Below are 17,717 nucleotides of genomic sequence, written 5' to 3'. Positions count from 1 at the left end.
TATGAGATCACCAACGGGATCGGCCGCTATCCCGGCTTCGATAACGCTATCGGAGCGCATTCTGCGCTTGGCGGGCGAACGCTAGGCCAGGCATGTTTCGGACAGCCGGTTTTTGCAGCGGCATGAGCAACCAATGGTAATCCACTATTAGCGCCGCCAGCTTGTGCCGACAAAACGAGCACCTCTCCCGTTTCATGTCGCGGAGGGCCTTTTTGGATGGAAAAGGTGAGTGGCGATGCGTCTTTCCTGTCGCTACCGCGTATCAGGAAGGGCTGTGCAGGCGCTGTCCGATTTTCGCGCCGCCATGAGGTGTCACTATGATGAAATATGCCATTCTCGCCGTGAGCGCCGTTCTGTTGCCCGTCGCGATGAGCGCGGCCACGGCGCAGGCTGAGTCGGATCAGGGCAAGAAGGCCTGCGTGGCCGAGGCGCGGCGCCTGTGCCCGATGGAGATGAAGTCGATGAGCCGCAAGAAGGTCGAAGGCTGTATGATCCAGAAGATCGATCAGACCTCGGCCGTCTGTCACGCCGCGATGCTGCGGATCAAGGCCGAGCGGGAGGCGGCGGCGACCCGGCGCTGAGACCGAGCGCGCGGTTCTCCGTGCCGATACGGACGTACAGCATCGCCGCGTTCAACACCGTGAACACCGCGGCGATGCCGATCAGCCCGAAGGTGAGGGGCAGGACCGCGATCTCGGCGGTGACGACCGCATAATTGGGGTGGCGCAGGAAACGGAACGGTCCCCTCGCGACGAGCGACGCGCCGGGTAGGACGATGATCCGCGTCGTCCACCGCGGCCCCAGCGTCGCCAGCACCCAGATACGCATGGCCTGCAGCACCGCGAAGACCAGCAATAGCGGCCAGGACACCGTTCGGTCGCCCACGCTGACCCACAAGGCCAGCAGCCAGGCGGTGTGCATCGCCACCATCACCGGATAATGGCTGGCGCCATATTCGCGCGCGCCCGCCGCCATCAGCCGCGCCGTATTGCGCTTGGCGATGACCAGTTCGCTCAGCCGCTGGAGGGTGACGAACGCCATGATGGCATAGGGCAGGTTCATCGATCACACTCCAGCACCAGCGAGGACGCCGTGAAGCCGGGTCCCAACGCGCTCAGGACCGAGCGATGCGGCAGGCCTTCACGGCGATAGCGGTCCAGTACGAACAGCACGGTGGGCGCGGACATGTTGCCATGATCGTGAAGCACCGCGCGTTCCTGCACCATCGCGCCATGTTCCAATCCCAGCGCGCTTTCCAGCGCGTCCAGCACGCGTGCGCCGCCCGGATGACAGATGAAGCGGTCCACGTCCGACAGCGCCAATCCCTGCGCGCCCAGCATTTCGGTGACGGCCTGGCGCATCTCGCGTTCGACAAAGGTCGGGATCGCACGGTTCAGGACCACGGCCAGCCCGGTCTGTTCGGTTCGCCAGCCCATGATGTCGAGCGTGTCGTTCCACGTCTTTTCCGCGCTGCCGACAATGTTTGCGAAACCAGTCGCTCCGGTGCGCAGCAGGCACGCCGCCGCGCCGTCGCCGAAGAGGGCGGTCGAGATCAGGTCGGCCTTGTCCGCGCCGTTGGTCCTGAGCGCCAGGCTGCACAGCTCGACCGTCACGAACAGCACGGTCGAACCCGGCCGGGCCCGTGCCAGATCGGCGGCCAGCGCCAGCCCGGTGGCCCCGCCCGCGCAACCCAGGCCGAAGACCGGCACCCGGCGTACGTCGTTGCGGAACCCCAGCCGCCCCATCGCCCGCGCCTCCAGGCTGGGCGTGGCGATCCCGGTCGAGGAGACGGTGACGATCGCATCGACATCGCCCGCCGCCAGTCCCGCCTCGGCCAGCGCGCCGTCGGATGCCGCGACGAACAGGTCGAGCGCGACGTCTAGATAGGCGGCGCTCCGCTCTTCGAAGGAGCGGGGGGTGCGATACCAGTCGAGCGGCATCGCCAGCTGACGCTCGGCGATGCCCGCATTGGCGAACACCGGGGCCAGCCGATCGAAGTCGGCGAAACGGTCGCCGATCAGCTCGCGCGCGGTGGCGAGGGCCTGATCCTGGGACAGTCGATGACGGGGCGTACGCGTTGCGAGCGCCAGAAGAGCAACCGATTGAACCATGCATCGTCCGAGTAGCCGGGCAACCGGCAGAAATGGATACCGGAGCGCAACGATCCGCGTCGCAGCTTGTTCAACGTGTCGAAAAATACAGGATAGGGCGGATCCATGGCAGGCGAAGCGACGATATGACACCCGAGGCCGCATCGATCGCACCGGAGCCGCAGGCGGCAGGGTTCGCCGCTTGGGCGGGCTTCACCTTCATGTGCCTGGGCATGTTCATGGCCATCCTGGACGTGCAGATCGTCGCGACTTCGCTCCCCACGATCCAGGCGGCTTTGCGTATTCCGCCCGACCGGATGGTGTGGATCCAGACCGCCTATCTGACCGCCGAGATCGTCGCGATCCCGCTGACCGGCTATCTGACCGATGTGCTGGGCATGCGACGGCTGTTTGTCGGCGCGGTCAGCCTGTTCACGCTCGCCTCGATCGGGTGCGCGATGAGCGACGGTTTCGACAGCCTGATCCTCTGGCGCGTCGTACAGGGTTTTTCCGGCGGCACGCTGATCCCCATCGTATTTTCCGCCGTCTTCCTCCTGTTTCCGGTTCGGCTGCAGGGGCTGGCGACGACGATCGCCGGGGTCGCCGCCGTGCTGGCGCCGACGGTCGGGCCGATCGTCGGCGGATGGGTGACGCAGTCTTTTTCATGGCACTGGCTGTTTCGCATCAACATCGTACCGGGCATCGTCGCCGCGCTTGGCGTCGCGTGGCTGTTGCGTGGGCAGGCGGCGGTCGAGCGATCCGGCGAGCGTCGGGCCATCGACATTCTGGCACTCATCCTCCTCGCCGCCGCGCTCGTCGCGCTTCAGATCGGCCTGAAGGATGCGCCGACGCGCGGCTGGGGCGATGCGCGGGTCGCGGGTCTGCTTGCGGTCTTCGTCGCGTGTGGCATCGGCTTTGTCGTTCGGACATGGCGGGCGGCGGTGCCCTTGGTCGAGTTGCATTGCTTTGCCGACCGCAACTTCGCGATCGGATGCCTGTTCAGCTTCGTGCTGGGGTTCGGCTTGTTCGGCTCGACCTATCTGATGCCCTTCTTCCTCGGGCTGGTGCGCGGGCACGGTGCGTTGCGGATCGGCGAGATCATGCTGGTCACCGGCATCGCGCAGCTGGTGACCGCCCCCATCGCCGTGTGGGCCGAGCGGCGCGTCGATCCGCGTTGGCTGACCGCCTTCGGCTTCGGCCTGTTCGGCGTCGGCTTGCTGATGAGTATGGGCCAGACCGCGCAGACCGATTTCCATGAGATGATCCTGCCGCAGGTCGTGCGCGGGGCGGCGATCATGTTCTGTCTGTTGCCGCCGACCCGCATGGCACTGGGCCGGTTGCCCCGGACGCTGGTCGCCGATGGCAGCGGGCTGTTCAATCTGATGCGCAACCTGGGCGGCGCGGTGGGCCTGGCGCTGGTCGACACGATCATCTTCAGCCGGGCCGCAACCGAAGGCCACCACATCGCCAGCCGACTGCAGGCAGGCGACCTGGGCACCGCGTTGCGTATCGGTATTCCCAGGGACGCATTCCTGGAACAGCGTGGCCAGCCGCTGGACGATTTCGCTGTCGAGATGGTGCGGCCCTTGGTCGAGAAGGCCGCACTCGTCCCCGCCGTAAACGCGGCCTGGGCGATGTGTGGCGTACTGACCGCCATCATCGTGATCGCTGTGCTGTGGGTACGGCGCACCCCCGTGGAATGATGCCGGTACAGACCTGCAGGTTTGCGGACCCCGGTTTCGTATCAGTGAAACCGGCGACAAACCGAGAATATGTGGGGCTTATCGCGAGATGACACCACGAAAAATCACCCGTCATTGCGAGCGCAGCGAAGCAATCCAGGGTTCCGTGCGCTGCCCTGGATTGCTTCGCTGCGCTCGCAATGACGGGTCAACATCATGTCATCCCAATCTAAAGGTATAAGCGCATCGCGGTGGTCGACCGCGCTACCAGGGCCGTCCCGGAGGTTGAGACCGTGACCTGCACGATGCGTCGATCCGCGACGCAGCGTCGGCGAAAGATCAACGCCTTGCCCTCCAGAGCGTTAAGGAGGCGCGTCACCGCGGCGCGGGCATTCGCAGCAGGGCAGCCCCATCGATCGAAACGCGCAGGCCGTACGCCAAGATGTTGCCCGACCGCTTGACCGCGCGTCGCTTGGCGAAATTGTCCGGGCTTACGACATACTGGATGTTCGGGCTGATCCGCACGTTGCGAGAGGCCGCGATGCCGTAGTTGATTTTGAACACGCCCTCGTCTGGAAAGACCCTGTCGGTTCCACCGGCCAGAGCACGCGACGCCTGGAGAAACGGACGCTGGCGATCGCCGAGCCGGAGTCGGCCGTGCGAGCCGGTCCAGATGGCCGCGCCGACGCTCATCCCGCGACGCTCTACCATGGTCAAAGCCCGGAGTGAACGAGCGGCCAAGGTCGAGGCGCGGGAAGAGTGAAGCGGATGGAGTAAAAATAGGGTGCCAGATTTCTGCCTATTCGCTGGCAATAAAGGCGTGGACCATTGTGATGTTTTCCCAGAATATTCAATTTGCTCGGAAATCACCATCCTAGTCAAACGATTGATGTCAAAGGGGCGATTGTATCCGCATCTTCATCAACGCCAGGTGGATCCTAAAATATTCCAAAATGTGATTTGTTCGAAATCTGTCGGTAGCTCTTAGGAGAAGGATCAATCGAAAGCGGATGATCCCATCCATACATGCTGCATTGCGATAAAGCTCAGACAAGAGGCATTATAAGGTATTGTATTGCTGAAATATTCCTGATCGCATAGGGTGGCTCGGTCGACGTCGGGCGATGCAGCGATTTTGGGCATTGATTGATGATAGCGGAAGTGATGAGGTGTCCGCGCCCAGGTTCGACCTTGCTATATCGGCCAGTATTCTGGCCGTCGCAATAACATGGATATTGCGATCATGGCTTGATGTTGAGCTTCCTTTCCTGTTCTGCATCGGCGCGGTGATATTTGCTTCGCTCCAGGGCGGATTTGCTGCCGGAGCGATTGCGACGGCCTTTTCCATCTCGGGGACCGCATTGTTCGCCAGCAGCGGTGTGGCACTGGTGACGGCGCGCAATGTCGGGATCGTGCTGCTCTTTTGCACGGGACTGGCCATCAGCGGTGAAATGACGCAGCGGTTGCGCCGTCGTGAGCGTCGGGCGGCGGCGCGGATGTTCCGGCGTGAACAGACGTTGCAGACGATGTTCGAAGACTCGCCGGCCGCCATGCTGGTCGCGGATTCGCGCGATACGATCGCAGCCGCGAACGAGGCTGCGGCGGCTCTTTTCGGTATGTCTTGCACCAATCTGATCGGATTGCGCCTCAGTGCGGTCCTGCCGCTCGGCACCGTTCGAGACGCGGGTGTTTGCTCGGTCGAGATGGGGCCGGGGCGAGCGCTCCATCTCAACGTCCTTGCAAAGCCTCTGCCGATCAAGGGCCAGACGTATCGCATGATCTATATCCGCAACGAGACGGATGCGATGGTCGCGGCCGAAAATCTGTCCGTGACCCAGCGCGAATTATACCGGATGGCGCGGGCGACGACCTTGAACCAGTTCGGTTCCTCGATCGCGCACGAGCTGAATCAACCGATGGCCTTCGTCGCCAATTATGTCGGCGCGGCGCATGCGCTGATAACGCGCAATCCCCCCGATCTGGATATCGCCCGCGGCGCGCTCGACGATGCGCTGAAGCAGATCTTTCGGGCCTCGGCCGTGCTCAAGAAGTTGAAGGAATTTGTCGGACGGCGCGCCCCGACCTTGTCCTGGATCGATATGTCGTCGCTGCTGGTCGATGTCGAGAAGCTGGGGCGAATGGCGGTCAGGGAGGCGGGGGCCGACTTGCATATCGTGTTCCCCGACGAACCGACCGAGATACTGTGCGACGCGGTCCAGCTTCAGCAGGTCATGCTGAACCTGGTGGTCAACGCGGTCGATGCCGTGCGCGAACGACCCGACCGGCGGATCGTCGTCCGCACCTGGCGCAAGCCGTCGGAGGACAGGCTGATCGTTGCCGTCGAGGATAGCGGTTGCGGCCTGCCGGACGGCGACGGCCACAGACTTTTTGCGCCCTTCCGATCGACCAAGCCGGAGGGCGTCGGCATCGGTCTGGCGATCTGTCGCGGTATCGTCGAGGCGCATGGCGGGCACATCTGGTGCGATGCGATCACCGAATTGGGGGGCGCCCGTTTTCTTTTTACCGTTCCAAGCCGTTTGCAGGGGGAGACCGGCCATGCCGCATGACGCATCCGTCTACATCATCGACGACGAGCCGGAAATGTGTCGCTCGCTCGCGTTGCTGTTGTCCACGGGCGGCGTTCCCGCGCGGACCTTCGGCAGTGCGGACCTGTTCCTGGACATGATCGACGCGCTGCCCGTCGGCATCATCATCTGCGACGTCCTGATGCCGGGAACGAGCGGGATCGAGCTGGTGCGTCGCCTGCCGCAGATGGGGCGCAGCGATCCGGTCGTCGTCATTGCGGGCCATGCCGATGTGCCGCTGGCCGTGGAGGCCATGAAGGCGGGCGCGCTGGACTTCATAGAAAAGCCGTTCGAGGCATGCACGATCATGAACGCGATCGAGAATGCCCGGCGTCTTGCCGACGAGCGCGCGGCGCCTCTGCAATGCGTGGAGATCTTGTCGCGCCGCGAACGCGAAGTCCTGGCGCTCATCACCGCCGGCTCGACCAGCAAGCAGGCGGCGCGAGAGCTGGGGATCAGCCCGCGCACCGTCGAGACCTATCGTACCAAGTTGATGGAAAAGACCGGCGCGACCAGTCTTGCCCAGCTGATCCGGCTGGGTCTGGAGGCCGACCACGCCGTGTCGGCGTCAGTCGCGCACATCGCTGGTGGCGAGCTTGATGGTCAGGGTATAGACCAACCCGCCCGGTAGGAAGCGCATCGCGGGCTCGCACCTTGCCTGTGCGCCGATCATGTCACGCAGCAGGCGGGTGCCGAAACCGCTTCTGGCCTGCGGGGATACCGGCGGGCCGCCCAATTCCCGCCAGCTGAGATGCAAATCGGGTTCCGGGTCGTCCGGGTGACGAACCACCGTCCAGCGCAGATCGACCCGTCCACCGCCCAGGCCCAGGGCGCCGTGACGGATCGCATTGGCCGCCAGCTCGTGCGTCACCATCGCAAGCAGATGCGCCCAGCGCGCCGCGATCGCCACCGACGGCCCGGACTGGGTGATGCGCGGGCAAGTGGGATCGTCGAACCGCGCCAGTACCTGTCCGAACACGCTGGGCAGGGTGCAGAATTCCCCGGCGACGTCGCATCCGATGCGGGCCACCGCATCCAGGCTGCGCAGGCGATCGATAAAGGCCGCGACCGCCGGATCGGCGGTGAGCGGTCCCAGCGACTGATGCGCCAACGCGATCGACAGCGACACCAGGTTGCGCGCGCGGTGCTGCGCCTCGGTCTGCATCAGCACGTCCAGCGCGTCGCGGGGCGGCGGCAGGATGGACAGGGTCACCCGGCGGCCCATATCGGTGACGGCCGGTACGCGGATCGCCATCGAAAGCGCCTCGGCGGTCTGGCTTGCGCCTGGGGTGGTCAGGCTTGCGCCTGGCTCGTGCGGGACGATGCTCAGGCTGGGCGGCAGGTCCGCGCAGCGGATCGTGACATACATGATCGGTTCTTCCCCCGGCATCTCCAGACTCCCCTGCGCTACGGGTTCGGCGATCCCCGGATCGCGCGCCCGACCCGTCCTTGCTGCGCCCGCACGACGGGGCTGGCAATTCCGTAGGATTGCGGATGCCGACACCTAGGCGTCCGTAATCGTGCGGAATTTTCGATCGCCGGTCGCCGATTTATGCCTTCGTTCAGGAGGTGCGGGATGTTCGACACGGACGACAAACCGGGCGGTGAGCGTCGAGACTGGCGGTTGATCCGGCGGACCCCGTCACCTCTGTCGGCGGCGCGCGGGCGAACGAATGGCCGCTGCCCCGCCTTCATCGGGCTTGGGACCATCGGGTCGCACACTCTGCCCCCCGTGGCGACGGGCTTTCCGGGCGGCGGCGCCCGGCACCCGATCGCATCGACCGATCCGATCTCCCGGCGGTGTCCGTCGGTATCTGCGCGGTACCGACGGCACTGCGCCGCTTTCCCTCGGGAAGCGAGGCACGGACCCTCGCAGCTCCGGCGACATCGCCGCCGGTCCTGACGTCCGTCGCCATGGGGAAGGCCGCCCCCATGGTGCGACAAGGCCGCCCGGTGGGCGATCCGCCGGACGAACACCCATGACCATGGGCAACAGGAGAGCGTATCATGAAGAAAGTACTTTATGCCTCGATCTCGGTTCTGGCGCTGGGCCTGGCGGTACCCGCCGCCGCGCAGACGTCCGGCACCATTAACGGCGGGGCCGGGATCGGCCTGGGCGCCGGGGGCTTCACCAACGGCGCGATCGACACGGGCAGCGTGAACGGCACCAACAGCCAGACGCTGAGCATCGACATGAACCGCGAGCTTTCGGGCGGTTCGGGCAGCGGCTTTGGCGGCACGATGAACATCAGCAGCCTGCCGCTGGGTTCCAGCTATGCCGTGGTCGGCGGCGTCGGTTCGTCGGGTACCTCGATCCTCGCCAATGTCGATGCCTCGAACAACGGGTCGATCGTGTCGACCAGCTTCAACGCGGGTCTGTACGGCGGCATCACCGGCGGCTCGGCGGCGCTGAACATGCAGGTCATGAACTTCGGCCAGAGCAGCGCCGACTTCAAGCTGACCTCCTCGTTCGACTCGACCCACAACGACTCCTTCAACGCCACCTCGACCGACTGGACGATGGCGGGCGCGGCGGGCGTCGGGGCCTTCACCTTCGGCTCGCTGGGCTGGGACGTCAACTAAAGCCCGGCGCCTCGCGGGGTGGCCCTCGTGCCACCCCGGCTTTGTTCGGATGCAAGGAGAGGAATGATGAAACGTCTCGTCAGTGGTGTGGCTGCGGCGCTCGCGATCCTTCCGGCGGCGGTGGCAGCGCAGCAGATGGACTCGCAGGCCAATAGCACGGTCAATGTCATGGCGATCACGGGGCCGCAAACCCAGGTGCCGCAGCAGCAGGAGGTGACCTATGGCGGCCACACCTGGACGACGCCCAGCGCGCAGGGCAGTTATTTCGGCGGCGCCAATCCCTGCCTGGTCGGCACCGGCGGCGGTGCGGCGGGCGGGCCGATCGCCTTCAACATCAATGTCGGCCGCAATGACGAGGGGTGCCAACGCCGCTCCGACGCCGCCGCCTGGCACGCCATGGGCTTTGACAATGTGGCGATCGCCCGCATGTGTCAGGACGTGAAGAGCGCGGACGCCTTTTTCGCCGCGACCGGCCAGACGTGCCCCGGTGCCATGGCCGATCGCTACAAGCTGGCGGACGGCTCTGCTGCCCCGATCGCGACCCTGGTGTCCAACAGTCGTGCGATCGCGGGCAACCCGAATGCCGGGCCGATCGACCTGGCCAACCCCGTCGTGCAGGCGGCCATTCGCATGGAGGCGCAAAAGATCGTCGCCGCGCAGATCCGAACCTCCGCCGCCGTCACCGGCGCGCCCATCACCGCCCCGAAAACCGCGCCGACGCCATGATCCCGTCGGGTGAGCCCGGCTGGCGACCAGCTGGCGTGGCTCGGGATTGCGTCAGCCGGGCCGATGGCGGACGCTGGAGCGAGCGTAGCGAGATGGCGCCGTTCAGGACAGGCGCTCGGCCGGAACGATCTCGACAAGGCGGTCGCCAGGTTCGAGCCGCCGGGCCGCGTCCTCCCAGAAGCCGATCGCGCCGCCCCCGCGATGGATCCGGACGCCCAGGCCGGTGGTGAGCGCCGACAGTGGCTTGCCGTATTCGGCTGGCGTGACGTCGCGTTCGTGCAGCGAAACCCGTCCACCGTGCGCGGCCAAATCCGCGATATAATCGGCCAGATGCTCGCCATAGGTCGAGCCGGCCAGTAGCAATCCGGCGAAGCTGGCCGGATTGATGACCGTGGTTGCGCCCGCCTGACGGGCCAGCGGTTCATTGTCCTCCGACCGGATGATGACGCTGACCGGCACGCCGGGGGCCAGGCGGCGGGCGGTCAGGACGATCAGGATGGAGGTGTCGTCGCGCCCGGCGGAGACGATGACCGCCCTGGCGCGCGCGATCTGCACCGCCTCCAGCGTCGTGTTGCGGCTGCCGTCGCCTTGCATGACGTTGACGCCCAACTGTTCGGCCAGTTCGATCGCCGCGGCACGTTCGTCGATCACGACGATGGTGGCGGGATCGGCCCCACGCCGCAGCATCTCGGCGACCGCCTCGCTGCCCGATGTTCCAAAGCCCGTGACGATCGTGTGATCGCTCAATCGCCGCTGGATCACCTTCATACGCCAACGGTCCCAGACGCGTCGCAGGAGAAAGTCATAGGCAGTTCCCAGGAAAATAAGCCAGACGAACAGGCGGATCGGCGTAACGACGAACGTGTCGAACAGCCTGGCCCCCTCTGTCACGGGCACGATGTCGCCATAGCCGACCGTCGTGATGGTAATCATCGTGAAGTAGAGCACGTCGGCGAAGCTGATATGGCCGTCGATATTGTCGCGAAGTCCGGCCCGGTCGAACCAGTGCCCCGCCAACGCGATGCCGATCAACGCGATGACGAGGCCGACGCGCCACAGCAGCGATAGCCAGACGGGCATGCCGAGCCGCCTCCGGAGCGAAGGCGTGGTGCCGGTTGCAGGCCATAATTTGTGCGAACCGCGCGCTGTCATCCCACGGGGCTAACGTATGGGCGCAGACATGGATAGGTCGCCCGTCGTTGAACGAGCACTTGTCCCTCCCCTGAAGGGGAGGGGTGAGCCCATCTCATGCTATCGCGGTTTAACGCGAAGGCGGGTGGATCGAACATGCTGGTCCCGGTCACCAGCGGTCGGGCGAAGCACGACGTGCGCACCGAGCCGATACGACTTCCGAGCTGCCTTCATTGGTCACGTCAGCGTGAACGTACCGCCAAGTCCTTCGACTTCCGCCGATGGGGCGACCCACAGCCGGAAGGCGCCGGGTTCCGTGGTCGGTGTCAGCTCGCGACCGATAAAGGACAGGTCGGCCCGGGTGAGGGTGAAGGTGACGTCCTGACGCGCGCCCGGGGCAAGGGTGACGCGGGTGAAAGCCTTCAGCACACGTACCGGCTGGGTCACGCTGGCGACGACGTCGTGGATATAGAGCTGAACGACTTCGGTCGCGGTCATGCGGCCGTTATTGGCGATGGTCGCGCGGATCGTGAGCGGTGCGTCGCCCAGCGTCTGGCTGCTCAGACGAAGGTCCGAATACGCCATGTCGCCATAGGTCAGGCCATGCCCGAACGGGAACAAGGCGCTGTTCGGATAGCCGCGAAAATGTGCCTTATAGGGCTGCAGCGCGCCGGGCGGGTTGGGACGGCCGGTGTTGCGATGCGCATAATAATAGGGGACCTGCCCGCTGGCGCGCGGGAAGGACACCGGCAACCGCGCGGAGGGGGATGCCGTGCCGAACAAAATATCGGCAATGGCCGGGCCGTCCTGCGAGCCGAGGAACCATGTCACCAGCAGGGCGGGGGCCTTCGCCACCGCACCGCTCAGCGCCAGCGCCCGCCCGGTGCGCAGCAGCACGACATAGGGTTTGCCGGTCGCGGCGATCGCCTCGGCAAGCGCCTGTTGCTCTGCAGGCACGGTGATCTCGGTGCGCGACTGCGCTTCGCCCGACATATTCTGGGTCTCGCCGATCGCGAGCACGACGATATCGGCGGCACGCGCCGCGGCGACCGCGCGTGCCGGATCGCTGCCGTCGTCCAGGGTCGCGTCGGGCAAGGTCTCACGCACCGCCGTGACGAGGTCTACCGCCTCGCGATCGGTGCCATAGACATTCCATGGCCCGATCAGGTCGTGCCGGTCACCTGCGAACGGCCCGATCAGCGCGATCTTCTTTCCCGTGCGGGGCAGGGGGAGCAGGTTGCCCTCGTTGCGGAGCATGACGATGCTGCGCGTACCCGCTTCGCGCGCGAGCGCCAGGGCCTCGGGGGTGCGCAGTCGTGCTTTTTCGCGCGCCGGGTCGATGCGGCGGAAGGGGTCGTCGAACAGGCCCAGCGCGACCTTGAGCGCCAGCACGCGTCGCACCGCCTGGTCCAGCCGGGCCAGCGGCACCTCGCCCTTCTCGACCAGATCGGGGAGATGCTTGAGGTAGAGCCCGCTCTGCATCGACATGTCGACGCCCGCGAGGAAGGCAAGGCGCGCCGCATCGCGGCTGTCCTTGGCGAAGCCGTGCGCGATCAGTTCTTCGTCGCCGGTGTAATCGGAAACGACCAGCCCGCCGAAACCCCATTCCTTGCGCAGGACCGTATCGAGCAGCCACTGGTTCCCCGTTGCTGGGATCCCCGACAGATCGTTGAACGATGCCATCACGGTCGGTGCGCCCGCCGCGAAGGCGGCCTGGAAAGGCGGGAAATAGATGTCGCGCAGCGTCCGTTCGGACACATCGACGCTGTTATAGTCCAGCCCGGCCTCGCCCGCGCCGTAAGCGACGAAATGCTTGGCGCAGGCGGCAACCGCGTCGGGTGCGGAGAGCCCGCTGCCCTGGAAACCCTCGACCCGGGCCGCCGCCATCAGTCGGCCGAGCAGCACGTCCTCGCCCGATCCCTCGACGCCCCGGCCCCAGCGGGCGTCACGTGCGATGTCGATCATCGGCGCGAAGGTCCAGTCGATCCCCGACGCCGACGCCTCGACCGCCGCCGCGCGCGCCGTGCGACGCGCCAGGTCCGGGTCGAAGCTCGCGGCTTCGGCGAGCGGGACCGGGAACACGGTGCGCAGGCCGTGGATGACGTCGGCCGCGAACAGCAGCGGGATTTTCAGCCGCGAGCGACGTACCGCCTCGGTCTGCATCCGCCGCGCCATCTCCGCGCCGTTGCCGTTGAAGACGCCGGTCAACTCGCCCCTGCGAACCATGCGCAATTGCGCGTCGAAGCTCGACGCGGCGCCCGCCGGGTTGAGCGAGATGGCGGCCCCCCCGGCCCAGGCGGCAGCGAGCAGATTGAGCTGCCCCGCCTTCTCGGCGAGCGTCATTCGCGAGAGCAGCGACTCGACGGAGGCGGGAAGCGGGCGTTCGCCTGCGATGGCAAGCAGGGCGCGTGCCGGACTGGCCGACCAGGCCAGCGCCGCGCCCGCACCCGCCAGCCATGCCCGCCGCGATATCCGCCGATCCTGACCGTTCATCCTGCTCCCTTTCGTCTTCTTTCAAGCGCCATCTACGCCGTGGCCGGGAACTTGATCCAGGTCCCCCATGTCTGCCCACCGCGATCGCTGCGGTTAGCAAAAACAGGACCTTGGATCACATAACCAGCGACCGTCGGGATGGCGCCCAGCTGAACAATCAGCCGATTGATTGTCATTCCTGGTTCATGTAAGCGGTTTCTGTAAGCGGTTACAAGCCCGCGAAACAGAGAGGATGCTTCGTCGATCATGTCGTCCGACCGACCCGACTCGGTTGTTGCCGCTGCTCCGGCGGCGCGCGGCGCGTATGCGACGATCCATGACGTCGCGCGCGTGGCGGGTGTCTCGGTCGCGTCGGTGTCGCGGGTGTTCAACGGGCGCGACCATGTCCGCGCGGAGATGCGCGTGCGGGTCGAGGAGGCGGCGGCGCAGCTTGGCTATGTTCCCCATGCGGGCGCACGCAGCCTGAGCATGGCACGAACCGGCGCGATCGGCGTGGTGCTGCCCGACCTGCATGGCGAATTCTATTCCGAGCTGCTGCGCGGCATGGACCGCGAGGCGAGCCAGCGCGGACTCGGCCTGTTGCTGACCGTGCTCCATGCGGGGCGCGGGGTCGATACCCTGGCGGCGCTTCGCGGGCAGGTCGACGGGTTGGTGGTGATGGCGCCGGAACTCGATCCGGCCGTCCTCGCCCGGCACATGCCGCGCGGGCCGGCGGCCGTCTTCCTGGCATGCGCGCCGCAGGACGGAAGTCTCAATCTGCGCATCGACAATCATGGCGGGGCGGCTGCGGCGGTCGCGCATCTCGCGGCGGGCGGGGCGAAGCGGATCGTCCATATCTCCGGCCCGGCGAGCAATTTCGACGCGCAGCAGCGACGCGCTGGCGCCGAGGCCGCCGCAGCGGCGGCGGGCGTGGCGCTGAACGTGATCGAGGGTGATTTCCACGAGGCCAGCGGGACCATGGTCGGCGAACGCGTCGCAAGCGGGTCGCTGGAGGCGGATGCGATCTTCGCAGCGAACGACATGATGGCGATCGGCGCGCTGATGGCGCTGAAGCGTCGTGGTGTCGCGGTGCCGGAGCAGGTAGCGGTCGCCGGGTTCGACGACATTCCGCTGGCCCGGCTGGTGAGCCCGGCGCTGACCAGCGTCGCGATCGACATCGCGGCGATGGGTGCGCGCGCCGTGACCCATCTTGCCGAACAGATCGCAGCGAAGCGCGAACCGCCTTCGGAAGGCCGGGTGACCACGGCGGACGAGGTGATCGTGCCGCATCTGATGGTGCGTGAAACAACAAGAGAAACCGACAGGGGATAGGGTTATGAAGAGGAACGCATTCAGGCTGGCGCTGGCGGGCGCGACGATGCTCGCGGGGCTGGGAACCGCGACGATGTGGAGCGCGCCCGCAGCCGCCCAGGCCGGGCAGGCCGCGCTGCGTGGCGTGATCCGCAGCGCACCCGACAATCCCGTGCAGGACGTGACCCTGATCGAGGCCGATACCGGCTTTCGTCGCACCGTCGTCCCCGGCGCGGACGGCAGCTATAACTTCCCGTCGCTGCGGGCGGGGTCGTACCGGCTGGAAATCCGCCTGAAGCAAGGCACGCGCAATTCCGATCAGTTTACCTTGCGCGTCGGGCAGAATGCCGGGCTCGACCTCGACCTGACCACCCCTCCGGCGCCTGCACAGCCCGCGCCGGGCGACACCACCACCGGCGAGACCGCACCGCCGCCCGCGGAAGCGCAGCAGGGCGACATCATCGTCACCGGCAGCCGCATCCGCTCGCTGTCCGGCGGGCAGGTCGGCATCAACATCACGCCGCGCCTGATCGAGCAGCTGCCGCAGAACAGCCGCAACTTCCTGGCCTTCGCCGATCTCGCACCCGGCGTGCGCTTTATCGAAAGCTCGGACGGCAGCTCGCGCATCCAGGGCGGGGCGCAAGGGTCGAACTCGGTCAACGTCTTCATCGACGGCGTCAGCCAGAAGGATTACGTGCTGCGCGGCGGCCTGACCGGGCAGGACAGTTCGCCCGGCAACCCGTTCCCGCAGCTCGCGATCGGCGAGTATCAGGTGCTGTCGTCCAACTACAAGGCGGAGCTGGATCAGGTCAGCTCGGTCGCGATCATCGCGGGCACCAAGTCGGGCACCAACGAGTTCCATGGCGAGGGCTTCTTCGACTTCACCAACCAGAATTTGCGCGACCGTCGCCCGACTGAAATCTTCCCGACCAAGATTGCCAAGATCCCCTCGGAGGACAAGCAGTTCGGCGTCGCGCTGGGCGGGCCGATCGTCAAGGACGTCGCGCATTTCTTCGTCAGCTACGAAGGCAAGCGGAGGCAGGTGCCGATCGACATCCTGCCGACCAACGGCGTCGCGGTGTCGAGCCTGCCTGCGCAGTATCGCGACATTTTCGGGTCGTTCAACTCGAGCTTCCGCCAGGACCTGTATTTCGGCAAGATCGACCTGGAGCCGACCGACAAGGACCTGATCGAGCTGACCGGCAAGTACCGCAACGAGACCGGCGTGCAGATCGGCAACGGCAATGCCGCCTTCTCCACGCGTACGCTGAGCAAGGTGAACGAGAAGCGTGGGATGCTGCGCTGGCAGCATAGCGAGGATCGGTGGATCAACGACGTGCGCCTGTCCTATGAGGATGTCGCCTGGTCGCCGCAGCCCGCCGAGAACGGCATCGGGCAGCAGTTCCGCACCACGACGCGCAACGGCAGCAGCGTGTCGACCTTCGACCTGTTCCGCACCGGGGCCGGGCTGGGCTTCCAGGACAAGGGGCAGAAGGGCTGGACCATCCAGGATGACTTCACCTGGACCGGGGTCGAGAACCACACCTTCAAGGTCGGCGCGAAGGCGAAGTGGGTGACGCTCAACTCGCTGGAGCAGAACCTCATCAATCCACTCTATCTCTATGATACCACCTTGCCCTCGGCGAGCGGGTTCAACGACCAGATTCCCTACAGCCTGCAATTCGGCACGAACGGCACCCTGGGCGATCCGCGCATCCGCTCCAAGAACTTCCAGCTGGGCCTGTATGCGCAGGACGATTGGGACGTGACCGACCGGCTGACGCTGAACCTCGGTCTGCGTTGGGATTATGAGCGGACCCCGGCGTTCCTGAACTATGTGACGACTACCGAGAACGTCAACGCGGTGTCGCCCGCCAACTATCCGAACCTGGTCAACGCCGACTACCGGATCAGCGACTATATCTCGACCGGCAGCAATCGGAAGGCGTTCAAGGGCGCGTGGCAGCCGCGCGTCGGCTTCACCTATCGCCTGGACGAGCAGGGCCGGTTCGCGGTGTTCGGCGGCTATGGCCGGTCCTATGACCGCAATCAGTTCGACTTCCTGCAGCAGGAATTGTCCAACGGCCGTTTCCAGCGCCGCGAGTTCCTGTTCCAGGGCGCCGACACGATCAATCCGTGTACGCCCGGGCCGAACTGCATTCCCTGGAACCCGGTCTATCTGACCGAGGCGGGGCGACAGCAGCTGATCGGCAATGGCAGCCCGGGCGGGCGCGAGTTCCGCTTCATCAAGAACGACCTGAAGATCCCCTATTCGGACCAGTTCAGCCTGGGCCTGCGCGGGCGGTTCAACCCGGTCGAGCTGGAGGTCGGCTATACGCGCATCGTCAGCAAGGACGGCTTCGTCTATCTGCTCGGCACGCGTCGTCCCGACGGCTCGTTCTTCGCGCCGTCGCCGACCACGGGCGCGCCGCAGGGGCCGAACACCAGCTTTGCGCCCAGCGGGTACGGCGCGATTATCCTCGGCGACAATGGGCTGGAGACGCGCGCGGACTCGGCCTATGCCAAGCTGACCAAGGCCTATTCGGCGGCCTCGCCCTGGAGCATCGACGCCACCTATACCTTCACGGCGGCGGTGGATAACCGGCCTAACAACGACCAGTCGTCCTACTTCCTGCTCGATTTCCCCAAGGCGTCGGATTACCCGATGCTGCGTTCGGGCGTGGTGCCGCGTCACCGCTTCGTGGTGGCGGGCAGCGTCGACACGCCGCTGGGCGTGACGATGTCGGCGAAGTTCCAGATCGAGAGCCCGACCTTCCAGCGCGCGCTGCTCGACACGTCGAACCCGTATCAGCGGACGCTGGTGGGCTCGGAAGTGTTCGGGCTGGGTGATCGTTGGGGCCGTCGCCAGCTTGACCTGGCGTTCACCAAATATGTGCCGCTCAAGTTCATCAGCGACCAGACGCGTATCCGCTTCCGCGTCGACATCATCAACGCGATGAACGACCGCAACTATGTCGACTATAACAACGACCCCAGCGACACGACGCGGACCCCGGGTTCGCCGAGCATCTATCGGGAAGTGTCGACCTACAGCATCGGCGGCAATCCGCCGCGCACGGTGAAGCTGTCGGCAGGGTTCAACTTCTGATGCGTCCTCCACCGCCGCCCCGGCCAGC

15 protein-coding genes are annotated in these 17,717 nt (G+C 65.9%); 8 read left to right on the top strand and 7 right to left on the bottom strand.

The genetic code is table 11. The features are described from left to right. The first annotated feature begins 341 nt into the window (after positions 1-341). Positions 342-581, top strand: a complete 240-nt coding sequence (locus AC1GI4_RS03935; protein WP_479628631.1) for a hypothetical protein — start codon at positions 342-344, stop codon at positions 579-581. On the opposite strand, the gene AC1GI4_RS03930 is transcribed toward AC1GI4_RS03935, so the two are convergent. Then, entirely contained in the window at positions 544-1,062 is a 519-nt protein-coding gene (locus AC1GI4_RS03930) for an isoprenylcysteine carboxyl methyltransferase family protein (RefSeq protein WP_479628630.1), read from the bottom strand. The two genes, AC1GI4_RS03935 and AC1GI4_RS03930, sit on opposite strands and share 38 nt — an antisense overlap. Further along, complete coding sequence (locus tag AC1GI4_RS03925) at positions 1,059-2,111, bottom strand: type III polyketide synthase (protein ID WP_479628629.1); 1,053 nt, start codon at positions 2,109-2,111, stop codon at positions 1,059-1,061. Before AC1GI4_RS03925 ends, AC1GI4_RS03930 begins: the two co-directional genes overlap by 4 nt. 125 nt (positions 2,112-2,236) lie before the next feature. On the opposite strand from AC1GI4_RS03925, the gene AC1GI4_RS03920 reads away from it, so the two are divergent. Then, positions 2,237-3,793: a DHA2 family efflux MFS transporter permease subunit gene (locus AC1GI4_RS03920; RefSeq protein ID WP_479628628.1), complete on the top strand. Its 1,557-nt coding sequence runs from the start codon at positions 2,237-2,239 to the stop codon at positions 3,791-3,793. Positions 3,794-4,147: 354 nt separating this feature from the next. Here the strand turns inward: AC1GI4_RS03920 and AC1GI4_RS03915 are convergent, their stop codons facing one another. Next, complete coding sequence (locus AC1GI4_RS03915; RefSeq protein ID WP_479628626.1) at positions 4,148-4,483, bottom strand: carbohydrate porin; 336 nt, start codon at positions 4,481-4,483, stop codon at positions 4,148-4,150. Positions 4,484-5,058: 575 nt separating this feature from the next. On the opposite strand from AC1GI4_RS03915, the gene AC1GI4_RS03910 reads away from it, so the two are divergent. Continuing rightward, on the top strand, positions 5,059-6,339 hold the full coding sequence (locus tag AC1GI4_RS03910) for a sensor histidine kinase (RefSeq protein WP_479628625.1): 1,281 nt from the start codon (positions 5,059-5,061) through the stop codon (positions 6,337-6,339). Beyond that, positions 6,329-6,988, top strand: coding sequence for a response regulator transcription factor (locus AC1GI4_RS03905; RefSeq protein WP_479628624.1), 660 nt, complete (start codon positions 6,329-6,331; stop codon positions 6,986-6,988). Before AC1GI4_RS03910 ends, AC1GI4_RS03905 begins: the two co-directional genes overlap by 11 nt. Here the strand turns inward: AC1GI4_RS03905 and AC1GI4_RS03900 are convergent. Then, positions 6,926-7,747 carry a sensor histidine kinase gene (locus AC1GI4_RS03900; protein ID WP_294270858.1) on the bottom strand — a complete coding sequence of 274 codons (822 nt, stop codon included), beginning with the start codon at positions 7,745-7,747 and terminating at the stop codon, positions 6,926-6,928. The genes AC1GI4_RS03905 and AC1GI4_RS03900 overlap by 63 nt on opposite strands. Positions 7,748-8,364: 617 nt before the next feature. Between AC1GI4_RS03900 and AC1GI4_RS03895 the strand changes: the two genes are divergently transcribed. Both AC1GI4_RS03895 and AC1GI4_RS03890 read left to right on the top strand, forming a co-directional pair. After that, a complete protein-coding gene (locus tag AC1GI4_RS03895; protein ID WP_479628623.1) occupies positions 8,365-8,940 on the top strand; it encodes a hypothetical protein in 576 nt (191 codons plus the stop codon). Positions 8,941-9,006: 66 nt separating this feature from the next. Further along, a complete protein-coding gene (locus tag AC1GI4_RS03890) occupies positions 9,007-9,666 on the top strand; it encodes a hypothetical protein (RefSeq protein ID WP_294270863.1) in 660 nt (219 codons plus the stop codon). A gap of 102 nt (positions 9,667-9,768) precedes the next feature. Here AC1GI4_RS03890 and AC1GI4_RS03885 read toward each other — a convergent pair whose 3' ends face one another. From AC1GI4_RS03885 to AC1GI4_RS03875, 3 genes are all read right to left on the bottom strand, one after another. After that, positions 9,769-10,746, bottom strand: a complete 978-nt coding sequence (locus AC1GI4_RS03885) for a potassium channel family protein (RefSeq protein ID WP_294270866.1) — start codon at positions 10,744-10,746, stop codon at positions 9,769-9,771. A gap of 288 nt (positions 10,747-11,034) precedes the next feature. Continuing rightward, positions 11,035-13,290 carry a glycoside hydrolase family 3 N-terminal domain-containing protein gene (locus tag AC1GI4_RS03880; protein ID WP_479628622.1) on the bottom strand — a complete coding sequence of 752 codons (2,256 nt, stop codon included), beginning with the start codon at positions 13,288-13,290 and terminating at the stop codon, positions 11,035-11,037. Positions 13,291-13,322: 32 nt separating this feature from the next. Beyond that, positions 13,323-13,538: a hypothetical protein gene (locus AC1GI4_RS03875; protein WP_479628621.1), complete on the bottom strand. Its 216-nt coding sequence runs from the start codon at positions 13,536-13,538 to the stop codon at positions 13,323-13,325. Here AC1GI4_RS03875 and AC1GI4_RS03870 point away from each other — a divergent pair. Continuing rightward, complete coding sequence (locus tag AC1GI4_RS03870; RefSeq protein ID WP_479628620.1) at positions 13,537-14,601, top strand: LacI family DNA-binding transcriptional regulator; 1,065 nt, start codon at positions 13,537-13,539, stop codon at positions 14,599-14,601. The genes AC1GI4_RS03875 and AC1GI4_RS03870 overlap by 2 nt on opposite strands. A 4-nt stretch (positions 14,602-14,605) precedes the next feature. Next, the gene (locus tag AC1GI4_RS03865; protein ID WP_479628619.1) at positions 14,606-17,689 is read left to right on the top strand and encodes a TonB-dependent receptor; all 3,084 of its coding nucleotides are present in this window, start codon (positions 14,606-14,608) and stop codon (positions 17,687-17,689) included. Positions 17,690-17,717 lie beyond the last annotated feature (28 nt).

The organism is Sphingomonas sp. 77B (genome assembly GCF_056497825.1).
This window is presented reverse-complemented; position numbering and strand designations above follow the sequence as displayed.